At 43.5% G+C, this 16,774-nt stretch carries 11 protein-coding genes; 6 read left to right on the top strand and 5 right to left on the bottom strand.

Features of this window, described 5'->3' with window-relative positions:
• Positions 1-12: 12 nt before the first annotated feature.
• The 3 genes from FXV77_RS00710 to FXV77_RS00700 all read right to left on the bottom strand — a co-directional run bounded on the left by FXV77_RS00710 (position 13) and on the right by FXV77_RS00700 (position 5,881).
• On the bottom strand, positions 13-1,434 hold the full coding sequence (locus FXV77_RS00710; RefSeq protein WP_148917308.1) for a RagB/SusD family nutrient uptake outer membrane protein: 1,422 nt from the start codon (positions 1,432-1,434) through the stop codon (positions 13-15).
• Positions 1,435-1,444: 10 nt separating this feature from the next.
• On the bottom strand, positions 1,445-4,693 hold the full coding sequence (locus FXV77_RS00705) for a TonB-dependent receptor (protein WP_246162130.1): 3,249 nt from the start codon (positions 4,691-4,693) through the stop codon (positions 1,445-1,447).
• Positions 4,694-4,861: 168 nt separating this feature from the next.
• Entirely contained in the window at positions 4,862-5,881 is a 1,020-nt protein-coding gene (locus FXV77_RS00700; RefSeq protein WP_148917306.1) for a FecR family protein, read from the bottom strand.
• A gap of 172 nt (positions 5,882-6,053) precedes the next feature.
• Here FXV77_RS00700 and FXV77_RS00695 point away from each other — a divergent pair, with 172 nt between their 5' ends.
• The 6 genes from FXV77_RS00695 to FXV77_RS00670 all read left to right on the top strand — a co-directional run bounded on the left by FXV77_RS00695 (position 6,054) and on the right by FXV77_RS00670 (position 14,378).
• Entirely contained in the window at positions 6,054-6,635 is a 582-nt protein-coding gene (locus tag FXV77_RS00695) for an RNA polymerase sigma factor (RefSeq protein WP_148917305.1), read from the top strand.
• Between the two features lie 42 nt (positions 6,636-6,677).
• Positions 6,678-7,277 (top strand): RNA polymerase sigma factor, encoded by a 600-nt coding sequence (locus tag FXV77_RS00690; protein WP_187443961.1) that lies wholly within the window; start codon positions 6,678-6,680, stop codon positions 7,275-7,277.
• An 85-nt stretch (positions 7,278-7,362) separates the two neighbouring features.
• Complete coding sequence (locus FXV77_RS00685) at positions 7,363-8,541, top strand: FecR family protein (protein WP_148917303.1); 1,179 nt, start codon at positions 7,363-7,365, stop codon at positions 8,539-8,541.
• A gap of 67 nt (positions 8,542-8,608) precedes the next feature.
• Entirely contained in the window at positions 8,609-12,055 is a 3,447-nt protein-coding gene (locus FXV77_RS00680; protein WP_148917302.1) for a SusC/RagA family TonB-linked outer membrane protein, read from the top strand.
• A gap of 11 nt (positions 12,056-12,066) precedes the next feature.
• On the top strand, positions 12,067-13,605 hold the full coding sequence (locus FXV77_RS00675; RefSeq protein ID WP_148917301.1) for a RagB/SusD family nutrient uptake outer membrane protein: 1,539 nt from the start codon (positions 12,067-12,069) through the stop codon (positions 13,603-13,605).
• Between the two features lie 26 nt (positions 13,606-13,631).
• The gene (locus FXV77_RS00670) at positions 13,632-14,378 is read left to right on the top strand and encodes a TlpA family protein disulfide reductase (protein ID WP_148917300.1); all 747 of its coding nucleotides are present in this window, start codon (positions 13,632-13,634) and stop codon (positions 14,376-14,378) included.
• A gap of 55 nt (positions 14,379-14,433) precedes the next feature.
• Here FXV77_RS00670 and FXV77_RS00665 read toward each other — a convergent pair whose 3' ends face one another.
• A complete protein-coding gene (locus FXV77_RS00665; RefSeq protein WP_222867677.1) occupies positions 14,434-15,732 on the bottom strand; it encodes a glycoside hydrolase family 43 protein in 1,299 nt (432 codons plus the stop codon).
• A 25-nt stretch (positions 15,733-15,757) separates the two neighbouring features.
• Positions 15,758-16,768, bottom strand: a complete 1,011-nt coding sequence (locus FXV77_RS00660) for a DUF4973 domain-containing protein (protein WP_222867676.1) — start codon at positions 16,766-16,768, stop codon at positions 15,758-15,760.
• Positions 16,769-16,774: the final 6 nt, after the last annotated feature.

The raw sequence follows: 16,774 nt of genomic DNA, 5'->3' as shown, positions 1-16,774 counted from the left end.
AAAAGACGAATATTAGAGATTAGGGTTGGACATGGTGGCTTCCTGTGGTAGCGGCAGGTAAATCGCATTGGATTGCCAACCTGGCTTAAGCGCCGGAAGGATATCGTCCGCCCTCGTCTTGCCCGCTGTTCCATTTACACTGGGCCAACGGCGCAGATCGTACCAACGATGGCCCCATTCCGCGAACAATTCTACCCTTCGCTCCTGCTCTACAGCTTCACGGACAGCATCTGCATCATTACCCAACGACAGCAGGCTGAGCCCTGCGCGCTGACGGACCGTATTGATATCGTCCTCCGCTTCGGCGTACTTTCCTTGATTGTACCGTGCCTCTGCCCGTATCAAATATTGTTCACCTAACCGCAGTACCATCGTATATTCCGCAACGGGCGTTACGCCAAACCGAGCTTTATACTTGTATGGATACTTATGTGTGACTCCTGCAGCCGTGGTAATTTTACCCACCCAGTGTTCATGGCGCTCATCTCCCGATTCGAAAGCATCGTAGAGATAATTGGGGATCAAACGAAACAAGGCGGTACCCGTTTCCAAATTCGCCGGTATAATGAGAAATCCTTCCCATGTATTTCGTCCTCCCGCCGTATTGACCGCCTGGATCTGCCAGATAGCTTCTTCACTGTTCTTCAAAAACACATCATCCATAGCAGTTGTGGGCAGGAGTTTGTATAACGGATTATTGATGACTTCTGTCGCTTCGATTTCCGCCAAATCTGGTTTACCGGCATAGAGATAAGTACGTGCCAACAGTGCTGTAGCAGCCCCTTTATTGGGGCGGATGCGTTCGCCTGTAGCATCAACATCAGTACCGCTGGGATAACCATCAAATAGTTTTGCTTTCGCATCCTTCAAATCGTCGATGATGGCGGTATAAACCTCGTCTTCTGGTGTACGGCCCTTCACATTGTTTTCCGAGACATTGGTTCCCAGTATCAACGGCACGGCTCCAAAGTTGTTCACCAAATAGAAATAACAGAACGCCCGCAGAAATTTAGCTTCTCCTATCAATTGGCTTTTTACCTGTGGAGATATTGCTGTAGAGGCTTCCAACCCTTCCAAACACATATTGGCCTGCGCAATATACTGGTAAGGCTGTGACCAGAGCGTACCTAAAAACTGATTAGAGGGTAGTACGGCGTTGTTTTTATATTCGTCGTATGCTGCATATTGAGCGGCATATGCAAACTCATCCGCTTCCATAGCCGGCAGTACCATAGAGAGGACGTTGGCAAATTGATAATTCAGCTGGTTCATGCGTGCATACACACCCGTTACAGATGCTGTCGCCACTTTATCGTCTGAAAAAGCCAAACCGGAGGCCACCTCATCCTTCGGCACCCCCACGTCCAAGTAACTCTCACATGCGCAAAGCCCTAAACTCATACAGGCAAGCGCGATATATTTAAAAATCTTCATGTCAATTTTTTTAGTATGTAAAACGAATCCCTACAGTGTACTGCTTCATCGGTGGCATCAGCCTACCTTTTGTTTCCGGATCGAAACCATCATATTTTGTAAAGGTCAACAGATTTTGTCCCTGACCGTACAGCATAATACGTTGCGTCTTCAGTGCGGGCAGCAGTGATGTAAAATCATAGCTAAGCATCACGTTTTTCAACCTGATATACGAAGCATCTCCCCATAGCGCATCCGAATGGCGGTAGTACGTATTGTAGGTACTATAGGCTTCGTCCGCTGAAGTAGATGCCGATCGAGGAATATCCGTTTGCTGGTTAGGCTGTCGCCAACGGTCGCGTAACGACACATCGAAGTTTGTCATCGTCCCGAGCGCGCTTGCGGCCATATAGCCGTAGTTGAGCAGCTCGCCCTCCTGTTTGGCAAACTGTAATAGAAAACTAAGGTTTAGGTTCTTATAGGTGAAGCTGTTGTTCATACCGCCAAAGAACTTTGGCAGTCGTGTCCCCATAACATACATATCGTCCAATTCCGCGTTAAGCTCTCCGTCGCCATTTATATCCTCAAATTGAGCAATACCCGTCTGGGAATCTACACCTGTAAATTTATAACCATATACGCTTTCCAGCGAATAACCTAATGCAAAGCGTTCTCTGTCATAACTCTCAAGTGACTCCAATCCCGGGAAAGCCAACAACTTACTGGTAGCAACGGTCAAATTTGCGGATGTGCTCCATTCGAAGGATTCGTTTTTAAGATTGACCGAACGCAGCTCGAATTCCCATCCCCTATTCTGGACAATAGCTGGCAAATTGGCCGTATATCCCGTAAAGCCCGTCTGCGGAGACAATCTAGACATTATGAGCTGGTTCTCCGATTTATTCAAATAACGATTTACATTCAAAGTCAACTTATTGTCCAAAAATCCAAGCTCCAGCCCGATCTCCACCTTACGTGTGGTTTCCCAGCTGTATAGGGGGTTGGCTACGCGAGTCGGGTATAATCCTGCAACACCATCATACGGATAACTATTAAAGCTCCAGGTGTCCATAAATCCATAGTCGTCAATCTGATCGTTTCCGGTTACACCATAACTACCCCGTAGTTTGCCAAAACTTAGAAACGAGGTATTGTCCTTTATGAATTCTTCTTCCGAAAACACCCAGGCCGCACCTATCGACCCAAAATTGCCGACCCGCCGATCAGGGCCAAAACGTGACGAACCATCTCTTCTGAACGTACCATTGATAATGTATTTATCGTTCAGGTTGTAAGTAGCCCGGGCAAACCCCGCTTGGTAGCGGTATTTACTATAACGCATACCATTGGAGCGTACGCTGACTGCTGCATCAATATTGTTCAGTTGGCTCTCAAGGGTAAAGTCTTCGCCTATAAAATAATTTCCGTCATTTACGCCTTGTTGCCAGGTTAATCCTGCCAATAGATCCAGCTTACCGATTCCCAGGTCCAGTGCATAACTCGCCTGTGGTTCTATACTATACGAACTGTACGAGCCATTACCCAAATGCGAAGTACTGACCGCCCCAGCATCCGGTTTGAACGAAGAAATTGGAAGCATTCTTAGTTGATTAAGCGTCGTATTATTATAACCTATCGTAGCAGAAAGGTTCAGATTTTTGACAGGACTGTAGCGCAACATACCACTGGTGAGTAAAGTCTTGTTACGCGTTTCTTGTTTGCGCAACAGAAGTGCATACGGATTCTGGATATTACCATACCAATAAAGCGAACCGTCATCGTTATAGATCGGCATATTGGGTGGCAGATCATAATATTGACTGATATCGGTCGCTATGGCGTTATTAAAATCGCCGGTATAGTTTGCCGTTGCCGATGCACTGAATTTGCCATCTGCCGAATTGTGATTTACGCTGAGCATACCGGAGCCTTTGTTATAGCCATTGTCGCCTGGTTGTACGGTACCTTCCTTCCGCAACGTACCACTTATGAGGAAGTTTGTTGTTTCGGAACCGCCACTTAGGGAAACGTTGGCTTCCGTCAACTTTCCTGTGCCTCCCATCATTTTCTTCTGCCAATTTTGATCTAAGTTTTTATCCCACTCAAACAGATCCGGTATGTCTGGGTCAGGAGTAACTTCCGAATTTTGGAAAGCCTCGCGCCTTAGTTCCAAGTATTCGGTCGTCGACAACATATCGACCATATTGGTTACCTTACTAGCCCCGGTATAGGCATTGAAATTGACACGGGTACTGCCCCCTTTGCCCTTCTTTGTTGTGATCAGGATAACGCCGTTGGCTCCTCGGGAGCCATATATCGCTGTTGCATCGGCATCTTTAAGTACGTCTATTCGCTCGATATCGCTGGGGTTGATTCCCGCAATGGGACTTTGATTTCCATTATCGCCCGTAAACATATTGAGTGATTCGGAAAAGAATGGCACACCATCTACGATATATAAAGGCGAGCTGCTAGCCGCAATGGAATTTATTCCGCGCAACCGTACATTGGGAGATGATCCCGGTAAACCGCTCGTAGCATTGATATCCAAGCCGGCGATTTGACCTTGTAACGCTTCCAGCACATTGTTGACTGGTGCACGGGACAACTCCTCACTCGTGATGCTCGCCGTAGATCCTGTACTGACGCGCTTACTTGTCGTACCATAAGCAATCACGGTTACCGCATCGAGATTACCAAAATCAGGAGCGAGCACGATCTCTTGCGTGTCATTCACATACACGATCTCTTGAGTTTGATATCCAATATAAGAGACAATCAGCGTAACGGTTCCTTCTTCTTTGACCTCAAAAAAACCCTGCTGATCCGTAGAAGTCACTTGAGGTGTACCTTTTATTCGGACAGTGACACCGGCAAGCGGTTTGCCTGTTTCATCCACGATACGACCCTGACGTTGCGGTTGCGCAAAACCGTTTTCCTTTTTATCCGCACCCTCTAAAACAGCAGCTTTCTTTTTGATGATCACGGTTTTGCCAACCTGCTGATACGCAAGATTTGTACCTTCCAGCAGGTCGTCCAAAATTGCAGCAAAATCTGCGCTGCCGCGATTTACCTGCACCTGTTTGTAAGCATTGATATCTTTGCTCACATAGGTGAAGCGGATGTCTGTCTGGTTCTCCAACTGCTTTAAAGCCTCTTTTAGAGACGTAACACGCGAGGGCAACGATGCTTTTATCTCGGTCAGATGTTGAGCCGTAGAACTGGCTGCTACGACTGTAGCAAACCAAGTCAATAATATTGCTAACGAGGATATTTTCATTAATAATCTCCTATTGCACTTGTTTGGGATTAAATGCATAATTTTGATAATGATTTAGTATAACGTAATCTGTTTATTGAATCCTTGGCCATTTCGGGGACCAGCCGAGATGGCCTTCTCTATCTGATGTGTATTTACTGTTTCATATGTTCTCTTCTATTTATCAGGTTAAAAAATTATATAGTTATTGTCTTCTATTTTAAAACGACTCTCTGTCAACACGGTTAGTATCTCTAACACGTAAGAGAGGTCACTTTCTTTTGGCACGGACAACGTGATGATCTTATCGCCCAACCTAGGATTATGAAGCTCTATAGAACGCTGATAAAAACGTTCCAAATCGGCTAGAACAGAGGCAATGGATTCGTCCTCGTATTCCAGATATCCTGCTGTCCAACTTCCCGCTACTTTGCTTTTTAATTCCTTTTCCTTTATCTCAGGGACAGCAGCACTTGCCATCATCGGAATGCTCAATTCCTGATTCCCGAGCAATGTTGCCAGTGCTTTGTTCTCCTTGCTGACCATCACCTTCCCGCTCTTGACCGTCACCAATATATCTTCCATACCGGGATATGCTTTGATATTAAACTTCGTCCCCAGCACTTTGGTCTGTACATCGTCCGTATGGACAATAAACGGCCAGTCTTCCGCGTGCTCGATTTCAAAATAGGCTTCCCCTGTCAACGTAACTTCCCGTGGATGTCCTTTCTTAAATTCTTGGGGATACTCCAGTTTGGAGGAAGCATTGATCCAGACCTTGCTCCCGTCTGCTAAGTGGATGATCTTGTTCTCATCTCGCGCTACGCTATTGATTACACGCACATGCTCTTCTGGTTTACGATCTTGCGACCACTGACCATAGAAAAAGCCTACCAACAGCATCGCTGCACATGCGGCTACACCAATATACCATCTTAAGCTACGGCCGGATGATTTTTCCTGACGATCTAACTGCAAGCGATCTTGCTGTCCTGCAAAATCTGGAAATTCCAACAGCTTGCCATTGTCATCGACATATGTCAAAGAAGGATCTTCTCGTTTGAGTTCCTCGTATAGCTTTTTGATCAGCAAAGCCAACTCTTGATCGTACTTGGCGGATCGGATCATACCAAATAGTTCGTCCAACTCTTCTTGGTTTGATCTATTGTGGAAATATTGTCTCAGTAAATAGTTAATCCGTGCGTTCATCGTTTAATCTATTCATAAAGACGAAGCCCAAAAGGTTATGTCCTATTATGAAGGTTATTTTTTTGTTAATTTTTTTAAATCATATTCTTTATATTTGTCATATCCGCAAGAAAACCTCCAAAAGATTAATTCTATTGCAAGGCGTTCTAGAAATTTATTGGATTAACGTATTATGAAGTCCAAAGATAGCACAGCATACATAACCACAGATTCCCGCAAACCGGATGACAATACCACATCGCAGGAAGAATCTTTGCGTCTGCTATTCAACGATATATTTCTATCTTACGAAAGGGCGCTATTTAAGCTTGCCGTTCACCTCACAAAAGATAGCCATGTTGCCCGCGATATCGTGCATGACGTGTTTATGAAATTGTGGGAAATTCGCTTTCAGCTTCAGGAAATCAAATCCGTCGAGTCTTTTCTATTTATACTCACCCGGAATAAAGTGATGGACTATCTCCGTAAAGTATCCTCCGACACCAAACTTAAGAAAGCTATTTGGGAATCTATGCAACAGCTCGTACACGAAGAAGACAATAATATGGAGAACAAAGAGTTTCTTATTCAACTTCAGCGAGCCATTGACCAACTGCCTCCCCAGCGCAAAGCCGTTTATCTGATGCGTGATGAAGGATATAGCTATAACGAGATTGCCAGCGAATTACATATTTCCCGCCACACCGTCAAGAATCAAGTTAGTGCTGCCATCAAGACGATCCGAAAATTAATTCGTAATTTTCATATATTGTAAGGAGTAACATCCTACTTTGAGATAACTTTCTATACGCTCAATTTGACCAACAAACAAACATATGATCAAGAGAAAACATTGCTCTTAGCCTTAAAACAAGGCAATGAAGCTGCGTTTGATCAAATTTATGAAACCTATAAGCACAGGATATTCCATAACCTGAAGCGTATGATCAAAATTCCTGAAGTAGTCAATGAACTTCATCAGGATATATTCTTGAAGTTATGGCAATATCGCGCCCGTATCGATGAAAATCAACCTTTAGCTTCCTACCTATTTACCATTGCAAAAAACGTCGCTATCGATTTTTATAAAAAAGCAGAAAAAGAGCAGCAATTGAAGGAAAATTTGCTACGCCACATGGAGCTGCAACAAGATGATATCGAAAACTATATTAGGCATAACGAAACAAAGGAATTGCTGGAAAAACTAATCAACAAACTTCCCGCACAAAGACAAAAAGTTTTCCGTCTGATCAAATTGGAAAACCAGACATATGAATACGCAGCTACTCATTTCGGTGTATCTGTCGGCACGATTAAAGATCATATGGCAAAGGCCATCCGTTTTTTGCAAACCGAATTTAAAAAGGATGAATTCCATTTATTGGTGTTGGCCATAGCCAGTAGTATACTGCTATAAATCTATAGCAGTATTTGAAAAAATTTTCTAAAAGAGCATAGAACTTCTTCCTATTCGCCGTATTATATATAAAAGACACTGTGAAATGGAAGAACTCAAGGATATATACAAGCGCTATTTAGATGGATATTGCAGCAAGCAGGAACTGGACTACCTTCTTAAAGCGCTATCAGAGCATGATAACGAGCTCCATGCAGTTTTAGAGAACGAATTAAAACGCCCGGCGCCCACTTTAGATGACCAGACGGAACAAATCCTATCACAGAACCTCAAGATAGTAAAAGAGAAGATCCGTCTTGAAAAAATGGAAAGAGGACGTAAAAAATCCATCATCAGTGTCTTCAAAACAAACAAAGCACTTCGCTATGCCGCAGCTTGTATTTTTATCGTTTCCCTATTTTCATTTCTATACTGGCAATATCAAACAAATCAGCTAGAATACAGTCAACATGCCGCACTAAAGGAAATCCTTCCCGCGACCGATCAGGCGACTTTAACCTTGGATAACGGCACATCGTATACATTGAAGGAACTAAAGCCAGGACAATCCTTGACCCAAAATGGGGTTACTTTTGTTATAGAAGATGATGGATCTTTAACTTATAGCACGGAAGCAGGCAGTGAGATCAATGATGACGAAATCTATCATACGATGACGACCCCGAAAGGAGGAACCTACCGCATAAACCTTCCAGATAACAGTACGATATGGTTAAATGCCGGTTCCACCGTTCGATATCCGATTCGTTTCAAGGGATCTAAAAGAATAGTCTCATTAGACGAGGGAGAAGCCTTCTTTGATATTACCCATATGCCGGAAAAACCATTTCAGGTCAAAACGACAAGGGAAACGATAGAAGTTTTGGGCACACAGTTTAATGTTTCCGCCTATACACCAAGTAGTGTCGTTACGACATTGGTCAGTGGACGCGTAAAGTTGGCTTACAAGGCCAGTGAGATGACCCTGCAGCCAAATCAACAGGCCACATGGACGGATAAGGGCTTCTCTGTGGAGACGGTAGACGTAGCGCCCTATGTTTCTTGGCAATCCGGGTGGTTTATATTTCATAACGCTCCACTTTCTGATGTGCTGCATCAATTAGAAAGGTGGTACAATATCGAGATTGACTATAACAACCTGCCTAACCGTCGTTTTTACGCCGAGATTAACCGTAATCTGCCTTTGTCTGAGGTATTGGATATGATCCAAGCGAACAGTAAAACAACCTTTGAAATGAAAGGAGGAAAGTTATATGTAAAATAGCGTCATTGAAAAAGTAGATGGAACTGACACATTAAAACATTAACTAACAATCGTATTACGAATTAAAATGAAATACAAAAACCTAATGACTTATCTTTTCGTTATTGTCAGCTTTCTGTTCCAGAGTTTTTACCAGGACAACGGACAAGTAACGCTTAATGAGAAGAACAGACCTTTACAGGAGGTACTGTCCAAACTCCGTAAACAAACGGGCTACAGTTTTTCTATCGACACGGATGCACTAAAACATGCCCTTCCCGTCACAGTACACATACAAAACGGATCTTTACAGGATGCATTGAAGCAAATTTTTGACAATCAGCCTTACACCTACGAGATAAAAGGGAAAAGGGTACATATATACCCGAAACCGCATGCCGGACCCACTGAAAAACCTGTAGCACAAGTACCCGCACAAGGCTACGTAAGGGATATCAATGGCAATCCTATCGAAGGAGCAACGGTCAGGGTCAAAGGAAGTCCGATCACGACGGTGACCGATCCGCAAGGGTATTTTCTTATTATTCAGGTGGCAAATAACGCAAAGCTAAGCATCAGTCACATCGCATATGATCATACGGAAGTTGTCGTCAGCAAAGAAATGATGACCATTAACCTCAAACTACTACCAAGCGAGCTGGAGGAAGTACAAGTTATCAATACAGGTTACCAAAGCATTCCTCGGGAAAGGACGACAGGTTCCTATGCGATCATTGATGCGGAGAAACTGAAAAACAAGTTACAACCCGATGTTTTAACGGCCATAGAAGGTATGGCCAGTGGATTGGTGGTAACACGGGAAGGGAACATAGAGGTTCGCGGAACATCGACGTTCAATTCTGAAAAATCACCATTAATCGTGGTGGACGGCTATCCCATATCAGGTGGTCTGGAATCCTTGAATATCGATAATATTGAACATATCACGGTTTTAAAAGATGCCGTTGCCGCATCGATCTATGGGGCGAGATCGTCCAACGGGGTTATTGTGGTCACGACAAAACAAGCGAAAGATGGGGCGTTTCGATTCGAGTATAAACCTACGGTGAGTGTGGAACTAAAACCACTGCTGAAATACCTCAACAGGAGCTCCTCTTCGGATTACATCGATGCAGAATTAGATCTATACAGGCAATCACCAAACACGTATCTCAATGGCTATAACAACTACAGATACCTGTCCTATGTCAATTACTTGAAGGTTGCTGAAAGCCAAGACCTAGTAACCGAAGCATTCGTAAACGAGGAACTGAACAAGCTCAGGCAGCACGATGGGTTAGGTCAGATCGAAGAGCATCTTTTCCGTGACCAATGGCGACATCAGCATCATATACAACTTTCAGGAGGGCAGGAAAACAATATAACTTCTGCTGGATTACGATACGTGGAAACACAAGGCCAAACCGTTGGCAGCAACGACAACAGACTTATTTTTGATTTGAAGAATGATTGGAAATTAAACCGATTCCTATCCCTGCAGCTGTTGTCAAATATAAACTATAGTCGGTCGTCGGCACCGCTACGGACGCCTACCAGTATATTGGAGTACCATTCGAATACAACTTTCCAACCCTATGACTTGCTTGTAGATCCGATCAGCGGTACGTCGATAAACCAATATGCGGTCAACCCTAAACGGGTAGCACGTTATGCCGGGATTACAGGAATGCAACCCATGCATTTAAATTTACTGGAAGATCTACCGCTGGAAATGAATCGCAGTAATAATTTTCAGATGCGGATAGGTGGAACCTTTCGCGTGAAGGTAAACGATGACATCAATGCGCAGATCGGTGGCCTTTGGTCTAGAGGGAATATATTGAGCCGAAGCTTATCCGACCGCAATTCCTTTACGATGCGCTCGATATACAATGATAATACATCTATTTCCAAACAAGGCGTACATTATATCCCTTATGGTGATCGACTTGATGAAAGTCGGCTGTCCAGCGAAAACTATGTATTACGTGGCCAGCTAAATTACAATAAACGTGTTGCTGCACATCAAATTATCGCTTTATTGGGAGGCGAAATAAGCAGAGATGTTGTAGACAACAGTATTGCCCCAACGAGGTTTGGTTACGATGACCTTTCAGGAACATTCAGCCCGTTTAATTACGCGGATTATAATGCCGGGGTGTATAATGCGGATATGTACGGTGGACCTACTACCGCGGGCTTTGGTGCTTATCAATATCGTGATAACCGTTTTGTTTCTGCTTATGCAAATGGATCTTACGAATATGATAATCGCTTTTTGTTCAGTGGAAGCATCAGGTTGGATCAAACCAATTTCTTCGGTACCAATCCAGACTATCGGTACAGACCGTTGTGGTCCGTCGGTGGAACATACAAGCTTTCTAACGAAAAGTTTTTTAATACAAACCTGTTCAGCAAATTATATATACGTGCATCACACGGCATCAATGGAAACATCTCGCTGGATTCAGGTCCTTTCCTGGTCATTGCTCCCGGCACTTACAATAACCTTACCGGAAATATCTCGTATAACATTTCCTCTCCTCCAAACAATGCTTTGCGCTGGGAAAAGACGGTCACCAGCAATGTAGGCGTTGATTTCTCGCTGCTGACAAATAGAGTAAACATGAGCGTAGACTACTATTCGAGAATCAGTAAAGATTTACTGGCGCCGGATTTGGTGGATCCGACCTTGGGCTACACCAATTTGACGAGAAATGTCGGACAGATAAACAACGATGGTCTGGAAGTCTCCATAGACGCCCAGCTCATCAAAGGGGAAGTGTTTCAGTGGAACGCATTCGGAACGTTTTCCTACAACAGGAATAAAGTCGTGGAGTATAATGTAAATTATCAATACGCCAGCAGCCTAATGACTTCAGTCAATCGTGTAGACTATCCTGCTAATGCATTATTTAGTTACCGGAATGCAGGACTGGACAATGCCGGAAATGCGCTTTTTTTCGATCAGGACGGCGAGAAGCAAAATGGGGCAAATATACAGGTCGACGATTTGGTGTATAGCGGGACGTTGCGCGCTCCTTTTACGTATTCACTGACAAATTCTTTTCGCTACAGCGATTTTGAATTAGCGTTTATGTTGGTCGCCAGAACGGGGAATGTCTTGCGCCGACCGACCTACGATGGCAGCAAGATACAGCATAAAGATGTCAGCAAACGGTGGCGGGAGCCCGGCGACGAAGAGCATACGGTATATCCGGTATTGTCACCTTTCTCTTTTGACTTCTTTTATTTCCCGTATTCGGACATCTTCGTAGAGAGCGGGAACTTTTTAAAGATGCGCGACGCATCGCTAGCTTATCATTTCAAACCGAACGCACTGAACAAACTTAAAATATCAAGGGCAACATTGATGTTCCAGGCGCGCAATGTTTTCATGATTGCAAAAAATTCGCAGGGAATCGATCCCGAAGCCATCGAACTGATCAATCCGGCCAGTACACAGGCGGAGTTAGGTTTCACACCTTTCCGCCCAAGACCTGAATTTTACCTCAGTTTAAATATTGGATTTTAGAAGATAGAGCAATGAAAAGAAACTTATATAACATGCTATTTACGTTATTGGTCGTGACGACAAGCTGTCAGCATTATTTGGACGTCAAACCAAAAGGTAAACTTATCCCAACCCAAATAGCCGATTTTGACCATCTGTTGGACAACATCGATATCGTCCGCTACCCCTTTCTGAGCAATAATAGTGTTTGTTACCTCGGTCATTTGACAGACAATCTCAGCTATTCGGAATCGTTAGCTGAAATTGCTTATTTGAAGAACCGATCGCCAAATCTCAACAATTACTATGCTTTTACTTTTCGCCAACCTTACGGTAACCCGAATACATCCGATTACTTCTGGGACTGGGGAATGTACCGCTCGGCAAAATTCTTTAATAACGTGATCGATGGTATTGAAGGGCTTGGAGATGAGGTCGCCCAGTCTGCCGATGCAAAAGCCGTAATGTCCCAAGCATACGCAGGTCGAGCTTGGTCCTATTTTCAGGGAGCATTGGTCTATGGACCTGTTTACCGGCCTAACCAAGAAAATAACGAAAAAACCTTACCCTATGTAGTCGATAGCGACGTGAGTAAGCCGATTCCAATGATATCCACGCAGGAAGAAGTTTTTCAAAAAGTATGGACGGACTTACATATCGCGCTTGATGGTGCCCCAGAAACGACAAGTTATCCATCCAGGCCTAACAAAACAGCGACAGAAGCTATGCTGGCGTATTATCACTTGTTTACACAGCAATATGACAGTGTTTTGTATTACGCCGATAGGGCTTGGCAACGTTCAATACAGAACGGCGTAGATCAAGTTGTTTATGATTTCAACGAGCTGTCTCTCGCCGATCCACAAAATCCGGTAAGTAGCACTATTACCAGTCCGGACAATTCGATCAATTTGCCCAGAAGTAGAGAAATCCTATTTTTTAGAGCGACGGACCAACGTGCCGGTTTAGCCAATGACTCCTACCCATCGGAATCTTTTATCGATCTCTTCGACAAAGAAAATGATTTACGATTTAAATATTTCTTTTTGGAAGCACCGGGTTATAAAACAACTTCTGGAGGAATAGTGTATGATGATGGTATGCGTATACAGTATTATAGAGGGGCTACTGCTGGAACAACGGGCACTCCAAAATTCCAAATGACCTCTGGCTTTACGTATCCCGAGGTTCTCTTAATGCGAGCAGAGGCTTACGCGCGGACCAATCGGCTAAGCGAAGCTGTTGCCGATCTGAATACCTTGCGACGGTTTAGATTCAAAACCGGAACACCTTCATTGGGCGTACCTGCTACGCAAGATGAGACTGTTCTACTGGTATTGGAGGAACGACGCAGGGAACTACCTATCGGTCATTTGAAAAGATTTCTGGATATTAAGCGCTATTCGCTCGATACGGGGAAACCCTGGAGTCTAAAAACAGTAGAGCATATCATTGGGACAAATAGATATCATGGGGAAGTGTCTTCTGCACATTTTCGTGTTCATATCGTGAATCCTATATTACGGTTCAACCCGCATTGGGAAATTCCGGAAGATAATAGACCCTATTAAAAATTGATAACATCATAAGAAAAAAAATGAAAAGATTACTATTACTATTCGTGGCCTGTTGTACATACATAGCGAACATCAACGCACAAGAAGATCTCAAGGCTGAATTAAAAGAGCTGTTATCCCGTCCTTTAGAGAGCGATATGAAATATAATGAATTCATTGCTCAGGCTGTCACCGGTTTTGTAAAGAAACATCCTGACTCCTTTGTTAGCCTCGATGCCATGGATCACTTATTATTACCCATCCCCCAAGATGCTCATATCATTGAACCGCTCTACCAACTGTTATCCGAAGAAGTAAAAAATTCTCCCAAAGGTATGAAAACAGGTCAGGTCGTCAACCAGCTCAAAAGCATTGCAATCGGCGCACAAGCTCCTGAATTTGTGCAATATGATGTCGATGAGAAAGAGGTCAAACTAAGTGATTTCAAGGGGCAATATGTGTTGATCGATTTTTGGGCAAGCTGGTGTAAGCCTTGCCGTGCGGAAAATCCGGTACTGGTTCGTGCTTTTGATCGTTTCAAGCAGCAAAATTTCACTATTTTGGGCATCACACTTGATGTCGAAAAGGCCGCATGGGAAAAGGCTATCCAAGAGGATGGTCTAATATGGAAACAAGTTGGAGACGTTAAAACACGTCAGAATACCGCAGCCGATCTATACTATGTACAGGCCATTCCGCAAAACTTCCTTTTGGATCCTTCCGGAAAGATAGTGGCCAAAAATATTCGAGGAGATGAATTGGAGGAAATCCTTGAGCAAATTTTGTAAAGGTTAAAAACAGCGTCCGGCAATATTAAGCACCGGACGCTGTTGTTTTAAGAAATTATTTCACCACTACCGGATGGATAGCCTGACCGAAAATACGAATGACACCATCAGCTGAGAATTCCATATCGTTGATATAAGACGTACGTGGCCCGACACTGTTCTCATTGGCGTGTGCATGATAGATATATTTAAATCCACCATCAGACATAACGAAAGGTGCACCATGTCCTGTTCCAACCAGCCCAGAAGCCGTAGGCATATCTCTGCGCAAAATAGGATTACCTTCATACTTCTTCCAAGGTCCTCTCGGCGATGTAGCTGTGGCATACCCGACAGCGTAATCTTTACTCTCGAAATGGTTAGCCGAGTACATCAAGTAGTATGTATCACCGCGTTTCAACACAGATGGTCCTTCCGCAATCGTTCCTTGCTTTCTTTCCCAAGGGTCTTGTGCACGGATACATTCCGTCAACGTCTCCGGCTTTATGCTCCTTAAATCATCATTCATTTCCGCTACCCAAATTACGTTACCTCCCGTAAAACGTACATAGTAAAGATAGGGTTTACCATCTTCATCGATATAAAAATGCGTATCGATTGCTTTTTCACTTACGACAGGCTTTTTTTCCTGTTGTATAAATGGCCCTTCAGGTCTATTCGATGTAGCTACGCAGATATGCTCATCTACCGAATAGAACATATAGAACCTGTTTTTGGATTCCACATAATATACCTCTGGCGCCCAAAACCACCTATCGCCCCAGGAATTCTCTGGAGATAATGCCAAATGTTCACCACGTTTCCAATGTTTCAGATCTTCAGAGGTATAGACTTCAAAGCCGTTCACGCGTGTACCGTAGGCATAGTATTTACCACCATGATATAAAACATAAGGATCGGCAATCGGCAATTTATTTTCGATGATCTCATAGGAATCTTCCTCGGAGGGCGTGGCTGTTATCGTGCTTGCTTCCGATTTTCTTCCATAATTATCCATCGCTACTGCGGTAATTTTATAGGCAGCATATCGCGGCAATTTTAATACATACGAACTTCTACTTGCACCATCTACCCGTATATGAGGTGTGACAATATGCTCTACATCGGTTCCCTCTTCCGTGTAAGAAAGGACTACCGACACCGTGCCCGGCGGATTAATCCAACTGAGTATCAGTTCGTTTTTCTTGCTTGTTTCTTCCGCAACCAAATCGGATATTGCTGCTACGACAACGGTCGCTGGGTCATCATCTTTTTGGTTTTCTATGGGGGCTACGTTACTACTGCTTTTGCATGACCAAAACAGTGCAAGTGCTAATATACAACAGTTGCTTATCATGAAGTTTAATTTATACATTTTCATTGTGTTTTTAAATATAAAATTACCATTGAATCTGCTGATCCTCATCCGGTATTAACGTATTCAAATCACGCTGCATCGATAGCGTTCCCTCCGTTTCATATTTCAATCGCAGCCCTGGTACGGAACTATAATCCTCAATGGAGTATGCAAAAGAGAGGGTAATGTATATATGCTTTAGATAAGGTTTTACAGGATCCCACTCTTCGTCGATAGTATAATACGGTTGATCACCTTCCATCTTAAAATTGTTATTTTCGGTATTATCGCTCCAAATCTCCAGCTTTTTCTTAACATTTAAAAGGTCTATTGGCTCGTCTGTAAACCGTACGAAAACCTTATAATTTTTACGGTCAAGATAGTCGACATCCCTAGTTGCGGCATAAAAAAAGATCGTTTCCTCGTCTACCACATAAGACCGATATGTGTCGAAGGTCAAAGAATTCGTCGTATCTTTTTCCAGTATCATTTTATACAAATTACCGTTATAGATACCAGAATAATCATTGAACGGCGCTATACGCAACATCGCTCTTTTATAATGCTTATGTGGATTAACCTGATAACTACCCGCAGGATCGTCTAATATCTGCAACGGAAGCACCCATTTATCTGCTTCGTCTATGCCTGCCAATGAAAACTCGATAGGGATAGTCACTTGGCTTTCGCCTGCAGGCACAGTAATCGTTTCCGGCATACTAAAATATTTATCCTCCAATTGCCGGTAATAAAGTCCCTCCCGTTCCCCAAATTGCTCTCGGTTCAAATAGGATAGTGTATCCGAATCCAATCCCAAACGTACAGTACGATCTAACGTATTCGGCGTCGAACCACTAACAAGTACAGGAAGATCAAATTTGACTTTTCCATCTGCTTTATAGCGTACATACGTCCAGCTCACCCCTTCTGTATTGGGTACCGCTTTGAAAGATACCAGATGCTCATACTGTTCATCTTCCCACTCATTGTTACATGAAAAACAACACATCAAGGCAATCATTGCTAAAAATAGGCTATATATCTTCTTCATCATTTTAGA

This window comes from Sphingobacterium phlebotomi (assembly GCF_008180195.1).
GTDB classification, from domain to species: Bacteria; Bacteroidota; Bacteroidia; order Sphingobacteriales; family Sphingobacteriaceae; genus Sphingobacterium; species Sphingobacterium phlebotomi.
The sequence above is the reverse complement of the archived record's forward strand: the minus strand, read 5'-3'. Positions and strand labels throughout refer to the sequence as shown.

What these genes read in the sequence shown, in the direction of transcription:
- FXV77_RS00665 (WP_222867677.1), bottom strand. Translation starts at nt 15,732, where the DNA reads ATGTATAAATTAAACTTCATGATAAGCAACTGTTGTATATTAGCACTT.
- FXV77_RS00670 (WP_148917300.1), top strand. Translation starts at nt 13,632, where the DNA reads ATGAAAAGATTACTATTACTATTCGTGGCCTGTTGTACATACATAGCG.
- FXV77_RS00675 (WP_148917301.1), top strand. Translation starts at nt 12,067, where the DNA reads ATGAAAAGAAACTTATATAACATGCTATTTACGTTATTGGTCGTGACG.
- FXV77_RS00680 (WP_148917302.1), top strand. Translation starts at nt 8,609, where the DNA reads ATGAAATACAAAAACCTAATGACTTATCTTTTCGTTATTGTCAGCTTT.
- FXV77_RS00710 (WP_148917308.1), bottom strand. Translation starts at nt 1,434, where the DNA reads ATGAAGATTTTTAAATATATCGCGCTTGCCTGTATGAGTTTAGGGCTT.
- FXV77_RS00660 (WP_222867676.1), bottom strand. Translation starts at nt 16,768, where the DNA reads ATGATGAAGAAGATATATAGCCTATTTTTAGCAATGATTGCCTTGATG.
- FXV77_RS00700 (WP_148917306.1), bottom strand. Translation starts at nt 5,881, where the DNA reads ATGAACGCACGGATTAACTATTTACTGAGACAATATTTCCACAATAGA.
- FXV77_RS00685 (WP_148917303.1), top strand. Translation starts at nt 7,363, where the DNA reads ATGGAAGAACTCAAGGATATATACAAGCGCTATTTAGATGGATATTGC.
- FXV77_RS00705 (WP_246162130.1), bottom strand. Translation starts at nt 4,693, where the DNA reads ATGAAAATATCCTCGTTAGCAATATTATTGACTTGGTTTGCTACAGTC.
- FXV77_RS00695 (WP_148917305.1), top strand. Translation starts at nt 6,054, where the DNA reads ATGAAGTCCAAAGATAGCACAGCATACATAACCACAGATTCCCGCAAA.